This is a genomic window from Nocardia sp. NPDC055002 (genome assembly GCF_053608825.1).
The window spans coordinates 248,264-263,696 of sequence record NZ_JBSGWE010000007.1; the positions used below are offsets into that span (position 1 = coordinate 248,264).

General features: G+C 66.7%; 13 protein-coding genes. 6 read left to right on the forward strand and 7 right to left on the reverse strand.

The window, feature by feature from the left end; all coding sequences use genetic code 11:
* Positions 1-191: 191 nt before the first annotated feature.
* The 5 genes from ACWF99_RS26895 (at position 192) to ACWF99_RS26915 (ending at position 6,651) form a co-directional block, all read left to right on the forward strand.
* Positions 192-1,676, forward strand: a complete 1,485-nt coding sequence (locus tag ACWF99_RS26895; protein ID WP_452537706.1) for an MFS transporter — start codon at positions 192-194, stop codon at positions 1,674-1,676.
* 168 nt (positions 1,677-1,844) lie between these two features.
* Complete coding sequence (locus ACWF99_RS26900; RefSeq protein ID WP_452537707.1) at positions 1,845-3,689, forward strand: SCO2524 family protein; 1,845 nt, start codon at positions 1,845-1,847, stop codon at positions 3,687-3,689.
* A complete protein-coding gene (locus ACWF99_RS26905; RefSeq protein ID WP_378651983.1) occupies positions 3,686-4,654 on the forward strand; it encodes an SCO2523 family variant P-loop protein in 969 nt (322 codons plus the stop codon). Before ACWF99_RS26900 ends, ACWF99_RS26905 begins: the two co-directional genes overlap by 4 nt.
* Positions 4,655-5,653 carry an SCO2522 family protein gene (locus tag ACWF99_RS26910; RefSeq protein ID WP_378632730.1) on the forward strand — a complete coding sequence of 333 codons (999 nt, stop codon included), beginning with the start codon at positions 4,655-4,657 and terminating at the stop codon, positions 5,651-5,653.
* A 2-nt stretch (positions 5,654-5,655) separates the two neighbouring features.
* The gene (locus ACWF99_RS26915; RefSeq protein ID WP_452537708.1) at positions 5,656-6,651 is read left to right on the forward strand and encodes an SCO2521 family protein; all 996 of its coding nucleotides are present in this window, start codon (positions 5,656-5,658) and stop codon (positions 6,649-6,651) included.
* On the opposite strand, the gene ACWF99_RS26920 is transcribed toward ACWF99_RS26915, so the two are convergent.
* From ACWF99_RS26920 to ACWF99_RS26950, 7 genes are all read right to left on the reverse strand, one after another.
* Positions 6,652-7,473: a hypothetical protein gene (locus tag ACWF99_RS26920; RefSeq protein ID WP_378651990.1), complete on the reverse strand. Its 822-nt coding sequence runs from the start codon at positions 7,471-7,473 to the stop codon at positions 6,652-6,654. It abuts the gene before it with no gap.
* Between the two features lie 30 nt (positions 7,474-7,503).
* Positions 7,504-8,031 (reverse strand): GNAT family N-acetyltransferase, encoded by a 528-nt coding sequence (locus tag ACWF99_RS26925; protein WP_378632723.1) that lies wholly within the window; start codon positions 8,029-8,031, stop codon positions 7,504-7,506.
* A 188-nt stretch (positions 8,032-8,219) separates the two neighbouring features.
* A complete protein-coding gene (locus tag ACWF99_RS26930; protein ID WP_452537709.1) occupies positions 8,220-9,140 on the reverse strand; it encodes an SCO2523 family variant P-loop protein in 921 nt (306 codons plus the stop codon).
* A 2-nt stretch (positions 9,141-9,142) separates the two neighbouring features.
* Positions 9,143-10,996, reverse strand: a complete 1,854-nt coding sequence (locus ACWF99_RS26935; RefSeq protein WP_452537710.1) for an SCO2524 family protein — start codon at positions 10,994-10,996, stop codon at positions 9,143-9,145.
* A 169-nt stretch (positions 10,997-11,165) separates the two neighbouring features.
* Positions 11,166-12,017, reverse strand: coding sequence for a TIGR02569 family protein (locus ACWF99_RS26940; protein ID WP_378632716.1), 852 nt, complete (start codon positions 12,015-12,017; stop codon positions 11,166-11,168).
* 111 nt (positions 12,018-12,128) lie between these two features.
* Complete coding sequence (moeZ, locus tag ACWF99_RS26945) at positions 12,129-13,310, reverse strand: adenylyltransferase/sulfurtransferase MoeZ (protein ID WP_378632713.1); 1,182 nt, start codon at positions 13,308-13,310, stop codon at positions 12,129-12,131.
* A gap of 119 nt (positions 13,311-13,429) precedes the next feature.
* On the reverse strand, positions 13,430-14,518 hold the full coding sequence (locus ACWF99_RS26950; protein ID WP_378652002.1) for a DUF3152 domain-containing protein: 1,089 nt from the start codon (positions 14,516-14,518) through the stop codon (positions 13,430-13,432).
* 195 nt (positions 14,519-14,713) lie between these two features.
* Here ACWF99_RS26950 and ACWF99_RS26955 point away from each other — a divergent pair, with 195 nt between their 5' ends.
* Positions 14,714-15,397 carry a TetR/AcrR family transcriptional regulator gene (locus ACWF99_RS26955; protein WP_379220779.1) on the forward strand — a complete coding sequence of 228 codons (684 nt, stop codon included), beginning with the start codon at positions 14,714-14,716 and terminating at the stop codon, positions 15,395-15,397.
* The last annotated feature ends 36 nt before the right edge of the window (positions 15,398-15,433 follow it).

The window sequence follows — 15,433 nt, forward strand, 5'->3', positions numbered from 1 at the left end:
AGACGCTTCCTAAATCCAGGTAACCGGGCTGTCACCACCAGCGAAGTCGCACGGTGAGCCGTAGTTGCCGGGAACGTCACCTGCGGCCATTGTCACGCAACAACCGGCTCCTACCTTTATCTCGACACCGCAGGGAGCATCGTCGAACACCAGGCGAGCCGCTCCTATCGAGCCCGATCGAGAGGAAGCCGATGACCGCGATAGCCGCCACCGGCCATGAGACGGAAGCCCCGTCCTTCGAATACCAGAAGAAGGGCCGCTGGATCTCCCATTGGGACCCCGACAACAAGGGGTTCTGGGAATCCGGCGGCGCGAAGACTGCCAAGAAGAATCTGTACTTCTCCGTATTCGCCGAAAATCTCGGCTTCAGCATGTGGGTCATCTGGGGCTCCATCGTCACCGCGATGGGCCCGGCCGGCTTCGAGTTCCTGCAGGGTCTCGGCAAGGGCAACGCGGTCGCCGTGAGCAACGCGCTGCTGCTCACCTCGATCCCGACCTTGGTCGGCGCGGCCCTGCGCATTCCGTACACCTTCGCGGTACCGAAGTTCGGTGGGCGCGCGTTCACCGCGTTCAGCGCCGCGATGCTGTTCCTACCCGCGCTCGGCATCCTCTACTTCGTCAACCAGCCGAGCACGCCCATGTGGGTGTTCCTGGTGCTGGCCTCCCTCGCCGGTGTCGGTGGCGGCAACTTCTCCTCGTCGATGTCGAACATCTCGTTCTTCTTCCCCGAGGGCAAGAAGGGCGCCGCGCTCGGCCTCAACGCCGCGGGCGGCAACCTCGGTGTCGCGCAAACCCAGCTGATCGTGCCGCTGCTGATCACCTTCGGCACCCACATCATGGCCAAGGACGCGGGCGGCTACCGCTTCGGTATCACCCTCGCCGTGCTGTTCTGGCTGCCGTTCATCGCGGTCGCGACCCTCGGCGCGCTGTACTTCATGGACTCGCTGGCCGAGGCCAAGTCCGACGGCAAGTCCTACAAGCTGGCGCTGACCAACCGGCACACGTGGATCATGTCGTTCCTCTACATCGGCACGTTCGGCTCGTTTATCGGCTTCTCGTTCGCCTTCCCGACGCTGATCAAGGCCACCTTCCCCGACCTCGCCAAGATCGGCTGGATCACCACCCTGGGTAACCTGGCCTTCCTCGGCGCCCTGGTCGGTTCGTTCAGCCGCCCGTTCGGTGGTTGGGTCTCCGACAAGATCGGCGGCGGCGCCAAGATCACGGTGTTCGTCTTCGGCGGGATGTCGATCGCGGTGGCCTGCATCGTGGCCGCCGTCGACATGAAGAGCTTCCCGCTCTACCTGACCGCGTTCCTTGCCCTGTTCATCCTGGCCGGTATCGGCAACGGCTCCACCTACCGGATGATCCCGTCGATCTTCAACGCCACTGCCAAGAAGTACGCCTCCGAGCACGGCATGGACCTGACCGAGGCGGCCACCTCCGCCAAGCGTCAGGCCGGTGCCGCGATCGGTGTCATCGGCGCGGTCGGCGCCGCGGGCGGGTTCGTCGTCCAGCAGGCCCTTCGCCTGTCCAACGTCCACCTGAAGACCATGGCCCCCGCCTTCTGGGCCTACGCCGCCGTCTTCCTCGTGATGGCCGCCGTCACCTGGTGGTGCTACCTGCGCACCTCCTTCGCCACCGACAAGGTCCCCTCGCTGGCCTACGCCAGCGTCTGATCCATCCCCACCCACCCGGAAGCCACGTTCGGTCCCCTCCCGAACGTGGCTTTCGGCTGTTACGCCGTTTCCGTTGTTACCCACGTCGAAACGTATTACGGCACAACCGATGACAAGGACGCGTCCCAGCGTCCACACTGAGGAGGCAGTTGCACGGAGGGGACATCGGTGAGAATTCGACCGCGGCAACAACTTCTGGATCTCTGGCGCGCCCACCTGCGCACCTCGTTCCGCGATGGCGGGTGGGTCTGGGGCGGACGCGACGGACGCAATTCGATCAGCGACGCCGAACAGCTGATGTGCCTGCTGTATCCGTCCACCGAACTGGCGAGTTTCGCACTCGACCCGGACAGCATCGAGTCCGCCGACGATATCGCCGCGGTCATGGCGGCGCTCGGCGACAACCTCCGGGTCGGCGGCGCCCTGGTGACGAAGATCGAGGAGTTCTTCGACTCCTATACCGACGCCGACGGGAATCCGATATTCGCGGGCGGCAGCTACTTTCGCGACTCGGGCTTCGGAGAGCCCTCGGCGGCGCAGCGTGAGCTCGAGGTGGTCGACTCCTATTCGATGTCGCTGAGTCTGTGCATCGCGTCGCTGCGCTTTCTGCGCGGTCTCGACCGGTATCTGGTGCACGAGGTGCGCCGCGAGGGCACGCACCTGAAGGAGCGCATCCACGCGCTGACCCCCCGGGTAAGCGTCCGACTCACCTCCGCGATGGGGGGTCTGATCCGAAGTTTCGTTATCCACACCCCGCCCTTCTCCTCCTCCGCCGGGCAGGAGATCCTGAAACTGGTGAACCAGACAGGCGCCCCGGTCAAGGATGTCATCGCCGACTTCTCCGGTGCGCTCGAGCAGATCCGCGTGCAGGCCGAGAACGACGTGCGCAGCGGCCACACCCCCGGCCTCGATCTGCGCGACGACAACCTGGCTTTCGAATGCGGCTGGGCGTGGGGTATCGACACCAATGCGGGCCCCGCCGTCGAGGTCACCGGCCGGGTTGCCACCCAGCCCGGTTACGCGGTCACCGAGCCGTACCTCTACTTCACCCTGGTCGCGCTCGACGGCATCAAGGACCTGTACTCCCAGCGGACCCAGGAACCGGCGCTCCTCGAGCCGCATCAGCTCCAACTGGCCGAGGCGCTGAAGCGCCGCGCGGAGCTGACCCAGCGCTACTGGTCCACGATCTCTCGCTTCGGAACCGGGCGCTGGCCGCTGGAAGACCTACCCTGGCGCACTTCCGACGGGAAACAGTCGGACTACTACAGCCTGGCTGTGACGGCATTTCTCATCCAGGACTTGCTGGAGCGGGAGTCCACCACCGATCTGGCACGCACTGTCGGGGTGTTACGGCAGTTGGCCCAGCGTGCCCGGATCATCAACCGGCAGGTCCCCGACGATCCTGCCGCTCGTCTGCACTATCCCGGAATTACCCTGACGCTCAAGGGATCCGAGGCCATCGAGCCGGGCACGGTGCTGGGTTATCACGTCAGCGACTTCACTACGCTCCTACTCAAGCGCAGCCTCCAGGCCGCCCGGCTGGCACGTGACGTGGACACCCGCGAGGAGCTGCTCGACCTGGCCGCCTCGGCCCTGCAGCACATGCAGGACCGAGCCATCACCGGCGGCCGTTCCGCGGGCCTGTGGGACAACCTCGGACCGGTCGGCGATGCCGCCGACGCCGCGCCATCGTGGTTCCTGACCGAACGCATGATGGAGTGCCTGGTAGTCGCACACAACACCTACACTCGACCCCCGCTGGCCACCCAGGCAATGGTGAACGCCGCGATCGGCAAGCTCAGTGAGGCCGAGCATCTGCTCAGCCAGGAGTTTCTTCAGGTCAGCGATGCCGTGTACTCGTCGCGATTCCAGGAGCTGGCCGCGATCCAGCAGTCGCTGGACCGCGCTGACGAGATCCTGACCAAGCGACCGCACACCGCTGAGGCGCTGGCGGCCGACGCGCTGCTTCGGCTCAACGCGCTCGCCTACGCCCGGGAGGACGCCACCCGATGAGCGCCGATGACGCCGCGCCGATGCTGGTCTTCGCGACCTCTGACAAGGGAGGCACGGGGCGGTCGGTTACCAGCTGCAACATCGCCTACAGATTGGCTCTGCACGGCCTCGATGTCGCCTATGTCGACTTCGATTTCGGCTCTCCGACGGCGGGCGCGCTGTTCGAGATCGGACACGCCGAACGCGGCATCACCGATGACCGCGGGATGCATTCGTATCTGCGCGGGAACACCGGCGAGCCTCGGCGGCTGATCGTCGGCCGGGAAACCGACCGACCCCAACTACGCCGCGACGCACCTGGAGCTGGACAGCTGGTCTTGTTCCCCGGCGACCTGGGCGGTGCCGAATTCGGCTGCGACAATGCCATGGTGGCGCGCGGAACCGCCTTGTTCGCCCAGCTGCTGAGCGAATTCGCCGTGGTGATAGTCGATCTCAGCGCCGGGCGCTCGGTCGCGCTCGAGATCGCATTGCGGGCCACAGCCTCGACCATGCTGGCGCACCGCGCGCATCGTTGGCTGGTCTTCCACCGGTGGACGCGCCAGCACGTGCTGGCGGCCGGCGGCCTGGTACACGGACAGCACGGGCTGATCAAGACCGGTGCGATCTGGGATCGTCAGCGCGACAAACTGCTCACAGTCGAGAAGTCCGAACAAGCCCGCCTCGCGTCGATGCGTTGTGTGCGCACGGCAGTCGCCGCATCGGACCGGACCCACACAGTGGACCGGCCTGCCCAGGCTGCCTGGCTGAAAGAACAGGCGAACGCCTTGCGAGAACTGGCCACCGCCAAGGGTATCGGCGCGGCCATGGTGCTGGGGCAGACACCGATCGAGCCGATGCTGCAGTGGCGCGAACAGCTCATCCTCGATGCCGACGTCAACGCCGGCCTCGCCGATCCGGCAACCGTCGCGGCGTACACGGATCTGGCTCGGCGGCTTACCGTTCCGACGACCTGGGACATCGAATAGATGAATCTGCCAACGTATCGGGAAGCGTCGGAGGAATCCGCCGTCGCGCCACTACCCATGGCCCATCTGTCGATCGAGATCTGCCACTTCCGGCACGAGGAAATCCTCTACGACACCGACCTGGTCCGCGCCCAATTCCGGCGCGCGGTCCCGCTGGTCGCCGCGTTCATCGAGTCGGCTCGGATCGAGTACGGGCCGGACACCAGGGTGAGTACCTGCTACCTCACCGACGATTACTTCCAGCCACGCTTCGAACCTGCCGAGGTGCTCGGCAGGCTGCTGGGCGCCGCGGCCGACGCTGGGCTGACCATCGACTATCTGGCCAGGGAATCCGGTTGCCACCGAGCGCCGGTTTTCGCGGGCGGGGTCGCCGTCGGCGCACCGATCCCGGTCGCGGAGATGGTGGCGGCGCGGCTCGTCGCGCAGCCAGAGGACGAGGAGGTCGCCAACGGCAGCAGACCACCGACCACCGAATCCGGCTGGCTGTGCAACGGGCGTCGGGAACAGGACGATTCGTCCCGCCTCGCCATGCATCCGCAGCCATATCGGCCCCCACAGGAGTACGGCCGCGGCGAGCATTCGATCTTCCTCGACGTGGAGTTGTGGCACGACCGGGACGAGGCCGCACGACGCTGGTCGTGCCCGTTCCTGGCTGCGGTATGGCAGCTGTTGCGCCTGGGCATGCTGCGCTATCACGGTGCCCCCGTCGTGGATCCGCAGCTGTGGCCCGGCGATCGCGAATGGCCGGACAGCTGGGAGGACCTGCCTCCCGTGGTACGGCTCAATCCGGACGCGGCGCCGTTCACGGCGTATCGGACGCTGTCGATGCTGCCCAAGCGCTATCTGCTGATCGAGTCGGCGGTGCGGGTCATCCTCGATCATCTCGCGCCGGATGACGACGTCGCCGCCCAGGTCGCCACCCAGGGTAGTGCCGAGCAGGTGGTGGTACCGCCCAAAGTCGTCGAACGCGTGGGGCACCTGCTACTCGATGGGACCTGACCGTGCCGCCTACGCCGCCGCGCCGCGCCGCGCCGGGACCGCCGACCCCGCTCGTGGTGCTGGGCGAAATCCGTACCTGCCTGCTGCCGCATTCGATGACCTTGGACGGCCAGGCCACCGACGAACTGCTGGCGACGGTGGCCGGGGCGTCCGTCCTGCGCCGCGAACGTCCTGGCCCGCTTGCCTTCTCACCGCGCCGAGCGACCGGCGTCGACTGCCATCTCGGGTGGGGCGCGACAGCGACCGCGCGCGTGGTGGGGACGGTGGCATCGACTGTGGTCCTGGTGGGCGGCCGATTGGTCCAGCTGTCGTCGCACACCACCGTAGTGCGGGCCCAGCAGAAAAAGCGCAGGCCGTGGTCTCATTACATCAGCCGGATCGGCGTGACAGAGGTGATCGGTGAGGTGCCCGACCGCGCGGTCGCCGACAAGCAGTTGGTCGCAGGCTATTTCGCCCCACCCGGCCCGAACACGCTGGATCTCGCCTCGATCTGTGCCAGGCATCTCGATGACCTGAGGTCCTCGCCGCTGCTGGATCAACGGCCGCAGCTGAGGGCGCCGACCACGCGCCTGCGGTGGACCGCCGTCGTCGGGGGCAATGCCGGCCCGGCGGTATCGCTACGTCTCGAGGACGAGCTGTGCAGGGCGTTACGGGTCACGGTGCGTACGGCTACGGATCTGCCCGATGCCCTGCGGTTCTGCCAGGATGTCGCCGTCCACGACTGGCTCCTGACGGTCATCGACGCCAGAGTGCGGGCGGCCGAAGGGCTGGACGACGGGCAGCAGGTCACCGTGCTCGCGCCCGTGCTCGAACATCTGGCGCACCTGTGGATGCCGGGCGCACAGGTCCCGGCCGCGATGCGGGCGCCGTGGCGGGACTTGCAGGCCGCGGCCAACTTCTCCAAACAGTGGACCGCCCGCGTGGAACAGGTGCAGCGCCGGATCGACGTGGCGACGTACTACGCCGCACGCGGCGGAAACCTGTCCGGCGACTGGTGACTACAGCCGGAACCACCGGCGGACCAGCAGCGCGAAGAACACCGACATCGAGACCGCGCCCAGCCACGCTTCGGCGGCGAACAGGATTCGCGCCTGCGGAGCCATGCCCACCGCGTTCGCCGGATCGAGTGGATTGAGGAAGGTGAGGACACCCAGGTAGACGACCTCGGTCCACGGCTTGTTCCCTGCCCACAACAGGGCGAGTGCGGTGCACACGATGATCTGCACGACAACCCAGCCGAGCAGCCGGAACGGCTGATACCCGTAACCGCACAGTAGATCCGAGACGATGCTGACGCCACGCCGCCAACCCGGCGCGGCGGTGCGACGGCGGGCTCGCGCCAGCGCCAGCGCGCAGCGATCCTCGGCTCCGGCATTCTTGGCGCGGCGGTGCAGCTCCACGGCGCCGCTCCAGGCGCGCACCGCGTGCGCAGGTAGATCGGCGCGGGTGAGCGCGGTGGCGAGCGTCTCGTATCGGGCGGCGAGCAAGGTGTTCTGGGCCGGGCTCAGCCGCAGTGGCCCGCGGAATTCGACTTCCGCGGCGATCAGACCGGCGATCAGCGGCGTTCGCCAGGCCTCGTCGCCGGGTGCCGCGTTCGGGGCCCGCTCGTACAGCACGCCGAAACGCAGCTTGTTGCTCTGCCGCCCGCGGATGAGCAGTTCGGGGCGGTCGAGCAGGGCTTCGATGTGCGTGTCCAAGTCATCCAAGGTGCCGGTTCCGGCGACCCCGACCTGCTCGAGTCTCTGGGTGTAGCGCAGTGCGCGATCGCCGATATCGGCGATGACCGATTCGTGCGATGACTGCGGCCTACCCCCCGGCATCCGAATACCCCCGCATCGAGCCCAGCCGAATCAGGTTCCAGTGTAACCGTTTTCGCCGGTTCCTACCGAGTGGTCGCCGGGTAGGCGGTGCAGCTTGTACACCAGCACATCACGCGGTTCGTCTTCGCCGAAGTATCGCTCGTCGTGCTCGCGTAGCACGAAACCGAACTCTCTGAACAGGTTGTAAGCCGAGACGTTCTTCGGGTCGACGGTCAACCAGATCTCGTCGACATCACCTTTGTGCCGACAAACCCGGATGCTGCGCCGCAGCAGCCCACGACCGTAGCCGTGACCGCGCCGATCGGGAGACACCGCCAAACTGATCAGCCACGCTCTCGAGCCTTCGCCCATGATGGTCATCGCGTATCCGACAACCTTGTCCTCGTCGCCGCAGGGCTCGACGGCGACGACGCAGCGCGAACTGTTCAAGTCCATGAACTGGCGCAGGACGAAGAAGGGGTAACGGTCACGGAAGGCCGCGCCATCGATCACCTGAATATCGGGCAGATCGGCCTGCGTGGGCTCCCGATACCGCACGGCTTCCTCGATGGTGGTCATCTGCTCCCTTGCGTTCGCGCACAAGAACCTATGAAGTCAAGCCTAGACGCCGCACCTGATCACGAACATCGAAATCAGAGGCAGTGTACTCAGCTTTTACACGACAGCATCCGCGACATCGGAGGCGCGTGTCGGGTCGCAGTGCCTTACACGAACACGGTCACATCCCTTCTTCGCCGGCGCAACCCCTACACCGGTACCCACGTCGCTCTGTCCACCAGTCGTCGCGCCAGGTTGTCGAAAGCCGCCACCGTCGCCCAATTCGCGATACCGGCGCCAACATCGGCATCGAGAACAATCTGCTCCCGCCACTGCAGCAACCGGTCGACGGGGACCTCCCCCAGCGACACGCTGTCACCGAGTCGATACTCAGCAGCGAGAGACCGCAGGACATCGTGTTGTTTGAGCAACCAGGCCGCCTGTGGACCGCCGCCTGCGGCGTGCTCGCCGGTGACGCAGGGAACAGCAGTGCGCACGAAGCGGATTCTGGTCAGGAGGTCGTCAAGGCCATAACCGAGCTCGACTGCCCTCGCCAGCAGGCCCTTGGGTCCGTGCACCACACGCTTCGCGGACATCAGGTGCTGGCGGGTCCAGCGGTGGTAGACGAGCCAGTACACCTCGTTGTCCGGCATATCCAGTGGCCGGGTGGCTTCCAGCGCTATCTGCATCGCCACCGATCGGCCAGCGCTGAGGTCGACGATCACCACCTTGAAGGTGCTGTCCAGGTCGAGCAGTAACTCACGGCAGCGCCGCACCACCTGACGATCGTTGGCCGACACGGCTTCGCGGCAACCCTCGTCACCCGGCAGGAGGACCAGCGCGGCCCCGCGAGAGCGTCGGCTGTGCAACGCTTTTCGGTGGGTACTCGCCCGCACGTCCACGCGCCGATGGATGCTGTCGTGGCCGAGCAGATACGAGTGCAGCCCGTTGCCCGTCTCTGCGCCACTGTCGACCGAGCCGATCTCGAACACTGCGCCCGCGCTGGGCGAGCCGAGATCGAAATCGACGTAGGCCGTGCTGATGCCGTGCAGGCTGAGCCGGTAGGCCAGATTGCAGCTGGTCACCGACTGGCCGACACCGCCCTTGCCGGACGCAGCGAAGACGATCATCGTCAAGAACTCCGCATCGCGTCGAGGCGGGCCCAGGCGAGTCGATCGAGTTCGATCAGTGCCGCCGAGACGAGTGTGAACGCGGTTCCCGGCTGCGCATCAATGACGCTCCTCGCCCGGTCCAGCTTCTGCTCGACAGCGTCGAGCACGAACCGGTTGGCCGAGGTGTCGTAGACTCCGACGTCGAGCATCGCTTGATTCAGCAGGTGCTCGGCCTCGTGGAGCAACTCGACTGCCCGGACCACCATCGCGGGCGATCGCAAAGATACCGCACGATAAGTGCGGTCGGCGGCGACCAAGCACTTGACGATGCGCTCGGTCATGTACCACGACGGGAGCGGCCCGCGCTGTGCCGACGCACCGAATGCCGCGCCGGGATCGTCCCACAGACCGGCCGCGTCGCCATCCGAGATCATCCGATGATCGAGGTGATCCATCACCTGCTTCGCCAGTTCCATCAGCTGGTCACGGGCGGTGATGTTGCCCGACAAGCGAGCCGCCCGCAGCAGCCGCTCGAGTAGTACCGGTGCGAAATCCGAGGCGATCCAGTCCAGTCGAGACCCACCGCCGTCGACGAGTTCGCTGCCGCGCAGTGTCATCCGCACACCCGGACAGTGCAGGGCGACCGACGGGTCTGCCCGCGTCGGCCTTCGCGTGATTCGCCCGCGTCGCGCCAGCTCGTCGAAAATGCTGACCGCCCTGGTCAGATCGTCATCAACGGCGCTACGTTCGACCAGATCCTGGATCAGCACCGCCGAGACGAGCAGACTGAAATAGTCCGATTCCTCGCCGTCGGATGTACGCCACGGAATATCTTCCAGCGGCCAGGTTCCGGTGCCGAAACGGGCGACAGTCGACCAGTAGCGCTGGGTGATTTCCCAGCGCAGTCGCAGCGCCTCGGCCAGACGTTGCTGGGTTTCGTCGAGCAGGCCGAGTTCCCTGGTGCGTGATGACAGCACGTCGCTGATCGCATCGAGTGCGGTGATGGTGAAGTGGAGATAGGGTCGGCGGTCGGCGAATCCCTGACAGGAACCGATCGTGGTCGGCACGAAATCGACCGGGCCGGCTTCCTGGACGATGCCCCAGCTCCAGCCACACTCGAACAGCAGATCCTCGTTGTCGAGTTCGGACACCAGCGCCGGACCGAGCGTCACATCGCAGCGCAGACGGGCCCGCACGCGTTCGAGGCTCCGAGAGATGTCATGGATCACAGAGCTCTGCGGCTGCCCCGACTGATTCAGCATCCCGAGTATCGCTCTGCCCGAAGGTGAGTGCGGGGCGAGCGTGTCGACCGCGAAACTGCGCACGAGGCCGGTCATCGCGGCAGTCAGCCGGGTGCTCACATCGCGGCTCAGGTCGGCGATCCGCGTGCTGATCGCTGTGCGCCGCTCAGCCTGCGCCCACCGGTCGAATCCGCGCGCGAAACCGAGCGCCGCGATACACACGGTGACCGAACGGGAATACCCGTCGACCACCTCGAGAGCGCGCTGCGCGGCCGTCGGATCACCATCCTCGGGCGATCTGAGATAGCTGCCCGCGGCGAAGCGCGGTACGTCGTCGGCATCGGTGTTCCGGGCCAGGTACTCCTCGATGAGACCGAGAACCGTGGTGCCGATTCCTACCGGTCCCCCGAAGGCCGCCAACACCTTCCGCACATCCTCGGACATCGATGCCGGCTGATCCAGCGCGAAGGTCTCGATCTCCGCCGCTGGATACAACAAGCACAGCAGCTGTTCGGAATCGCTGATCGAATCGGCGCCGAGGATGCCGTCCCAGCGCCACTTCTCGTCCCGATAGCAGGTCGAAACCATGGCACCCCAGATGTCCAGGATCTGTTGTCTTGGCTGGATTCTCATCGCAACAATCCTCACCGCTCGTGACTGCCGCAGTGAGTCCGCGAGCCGACGTAGGACGCACGGCAGCGATGCTCGACGAAAATAGCACGGCTGACACCAGAAAACGTTGAGTGTCAACAGTTTTGAGTTCGATGACGACCGATAGGTCAGAGCAGGTGCGGTTTCCGCCTTACAGTGCCAAACGGACCATGTCCGCGGTCCGAGCGAGTCCGGGGAAGGCTTCGGGGGTCGAACGCGGGTGCAATGCGTGGACCGCCAGGCGGAACATCAAGGCGCGTAACAGCATTTGGGGCCATTCGGGCAGAGTCGCCCAGCGGTCGAGTAAACCGTCATCGCCCCCGCCCCAAGCCAGTGCGTCGACGACGACGACCCCCGCGGCCCAGGTGGCGGGGCGCCAGTAGGGGGTGATGTCGGTGAGGCCGGGGGTGTGGGCGCCGGTGAACAGGACCGTGCCGAAGAGATCGCCGTGGACGAGTTGGTCGGGGCTGCGGACGGGTTTGCGCAGCGTGGCGAGCTGGCCGATCAGTTCGAGGGACCGCTGGCCGTCGGGGGTGGCGGCGATGGGGACGCCGCCCGCGCGCAGGGTGCGCAGCGGGACCGATTCCCAGGCGGCGCGGTCGGCGGCGACGAACACGTCCACGTCGACCCATGGGGCGACGGGCGGCTGGACCAGGAAGCGGGGGCGTTCCAATTCCGCTGTCGCCTTGTGCAGACGCAGGGAGACCGAGACGACCTCGTCGTGGCGGGGCTCGGGGGCGCCGTCCACGAAGGTGTCGGCGCGCCAGCCGGAGACAACATAGCGTCCGTCGGTGGCGCGGACGGGCCGGGCCACCCGCAGCCCGTCGACCGCCAGGTGTTCGCGTACTTTCGCCGACCACGCGGCCCTGGCGTGATCGGCGACGGGGCTGAGCACCACGTCACCCATGCGCCAGCCACCGTCCCAGTCTCCGAGGGAAACCGGCGTCACTTCGCGAAGCCCGAATGTGGCTCGCACATGCTCGGGAGGTTCGACTGAGGTCACGGCCGTACCGTAACCCCGCGATCACCGCAGGCGACCCAAGGCACGCTGTGACAGTCCACTTTGCGACCTCACCGCAATATGCGATGAGGTCGCAAACCGGCAGCTATCGGGTCAGTAGACCGGAAGCGACGGATCGACCTGCTTGGCCCAGGCCACCACGCCGCCCTGCAGATGCGTCGCGTCGGCGAACCCGGCGCGCTTCAGCGCGGCCAGCGCCTCCGCGGACCGGATGCCGGTCTTGCAGTGCAGCACGATCGGCTTGTTCTGCGGCAGTTCGGACAGGGCCTCGCCGGACAGGATGCGATCCTTGGGGATCAGGGTCGCGCCCGCGATGTGGACGATGTCCCACTCCACCGGCTCGCGCACGTCGATCAGCTCGACCTTGTCGGCGTCGAGGAGATCCTTGAGCTCGGCGGCGGTGATGGTCGACCCGGCCGCGGCGGCGGTGCCTTCCTCCGACACCACACCGCAGAACGCGTCGTAGTCGATCAGTTCGGTGATCGGCTCGCGCTGCGGATCGCGGCGCAGCTTGATGGTGCGGTAGTTCATGTCCAGTGCGTCGTAGACCATCAGGCGGCCGAGCAGCGTCTCACCGATGCCGGTGATCAGCTTGATCGCCTCGGTCACCATCACCGATCCGATCGACGCGCACAGCACGCCGAGCACGCCGCCCTCGGCGCAGGACGGGACCATTCCCGGCGGCGGGGCCTCCGGGTACAGGTCGCGGTAGTTGATGCCGCGACCGTCGGGGGCGTCTTCCCAGAACACCGAGACCTGGCCCTCGAAGCGGTAGATCGAGCCCCACACGTAGGGCTTGCCCGCGAGGACGGCGGCGTCGTTGACGAGGTAGCGGGTGGCGAAGTTGTCGGTGCCGTCGACGATCAGGTCGTATTCGGCGAACAGCTCGACCGCGTTCTCCGGTTCCAGACGGATCTTGTGCAGCCGCACGTCGATCCCGGAGTTGATCTCCAGGATGGAATCGCGGGCGCTGTCGGCCTTGGGACGGCCGATATCGGATTCGCCGTGGATGATCTGGCGCTGCAGGTTGGAGGCGTCGACCTCGTCGAACTCGACGATGCCGAGAGTGCCGACACCGGCCGCGGCCAGATAGAGCAGGGCAGGCGAGCCGAGGCCGCCCGCGCCGATCACGAGGACCTTGGCGTTCTTCAACCGCTTCTGACCGTCGACACCGAGATCGGGGATGATCAGGTGCCTGCTGTAGCGAGCGATTTCGTCTTTGGTCAGTTCCGCGGCCGGCTCGACGAGCGGCGGCAACGTCCCATGAAGAGACACGTGAGAACTCCTGTATCTATGGCGGCGGGCGCGGCCGTGAACCGGTGGCCGCTCTGCTGACTACAACAAGACCCGCCGCGCTGTTCTTCCCCGTTCATGTTCCCGCATGGGCGAGGCCACTATCCGCGCGGGTACGGCCAGGGGTTGAAGCGGCAGGTCTTGCCGTCGGCGGGGACCACACCGTGGGGGTCGAGCAGGGCGATGTCGTTGTTCTTGGTGCCGAAGGTCTGCTGCATCATGATCGGCGCGAGACCGCCGTCGGTCTCGCACGGCTGATGGCCGTGATAGCCGATGGCGTGGCCGACCTCGTGGTTGATCTGGTACTGCCGGTAGGAACCGATGTCGCCGTCGAAGGCCAGCGCGCCGCGGACCCAGCGGACCTCCGAGAGCACGACCCGGTCGAGGTCGGCGTTGTAGCACGACGAGTCGATCGGGATCTCGAAGCCGCAAGCGGCGCGAGTGCTTTCGCGAGAGGTGAGCGAGAGCCGGAAGTCGGCCGGGCCCGCGTCGATGCGCTGGAAGCCGAACTTGGGGTCGTTGGTCCAGCTCTTCGGGTTGGCCAGGGTGGTCTCCACCATCTTCGCCACGGCGGCGTCGCCACCGAACGGTGCGGTGTCGATGCCGTCCTCGACTTCGACGGTGTAGCGGAACACCCGCTCGGTGCCGGCGCCGACCTGGGCGCTGGTACCCGGCACCACATGCCAGGTGCCTGCCGCGCGCTCGACGTAGTCGCCGCCCTCCGGCAGCGCGCCCAGCGGCAGATCGGCGGGGAACTTGCCGTCGCCGGGGGGTGCGCCGATGATGCCGGACTGCGCCACCTTGGGACTCAGCGCGCCGAAGCCGGGATCGCTCGGCGGCGGGATCGGTCCGGTGCGCACCGCGTCGACGACGACCAGCACGGTGATGGCGAGCAGCACCGGCAACGCGTAGGCACGCCACCCGTAGGCGGACACGAATCGACCGAGCGCGCTCTGCTTCTTCGCCTCCCGCTGCGGGCTGCGCGGGCGGCCGTTGTCGTGGTCGGTGGGATCCCAGCGGGCACGCAGCGGCTGGCGGGATCGGTCAGCGGGCTGATAGAGCCCGAGCGGGTCGTAGACCTGCAACTCCCGCCCCTCCGGCGCCGACGTGACAGCACCGGACTCGGAGGGTTGCGTGGAGCGAGCGACATCGCGCCCGCCGTCGGCATGGTCATCCGTCCGGTCGGTCACCCCATCAGATTCTCACAGTGCGCAAATCCGCCGTACGGGCGGCCGGAGGAGATCGCGCGGTTACGGCCCGGCGAACTCCGTGGACTGGTACTACATTTCCAGGGCGAGACGCAGGGCGAACACCGTGCGAGTATCGTTCGTGGGATACCCGACCGCACACCCGGCGGCCCGGGGAATCGACTATAGAGAGCCGAGATGACTGACCTCGTGGACCGCATGCCCTCGCGCCGATCGGTGCCGGAGACGGTCCCGGCCAAACGCGGCACCCGCCTGCCTCGTGACGAGCGCCGCCAGCAGCTGCTGCTCGCCGCCAGTGAGGTCTTCGTCCAGCGCGGCTACCACGCGGCGGGCATGGACGAGATCTCCCAGGTAGCCGGGGTCAGCAAGCCGGTGCTGTACCAGCACTTCGCCAGCAAGCTGGAGCTGTACCTGGCGGTGCTGCAGAACTACGTCGACATCCTGGTGTCGAGCGTGCGCCAGGCGCTGCGCTCCACCACCGACAACAAGCAGCGCGTGCGGGCCGCGGTCGCCGCGTACTTCGATTTCGTCGACAACGAGATGCAGGGCTTCCGCCTCGTCTTCGAATCCGACCTCACCAGCGAACCGCAGGTACAGCGCCGGGTCGAGCAGGCCACCGAGGCGTGTGTCGACGCGGTGTTCGATCTGGTCGCCCACGATTCGGGTCTCGATCCCTACCGCGCCCGCATCCTGGCCGTCGGCCTCGTCGGCGCGAGCCAGTTCTCGGCGCGCTACTGGCTCGAAGCCGATCGCCCGGTCCCCAAGGACGAAGCGGTCGACACCACGGTCTCGCTGGCGTGGGGCGGCCTCAAGCACGTGCCGCTGACCGCAGCCCAGCGCGCGTATTCGCAGGAACTCTGAACTAACGACAAATGCCCCGTCATCGTCGAAGATGAC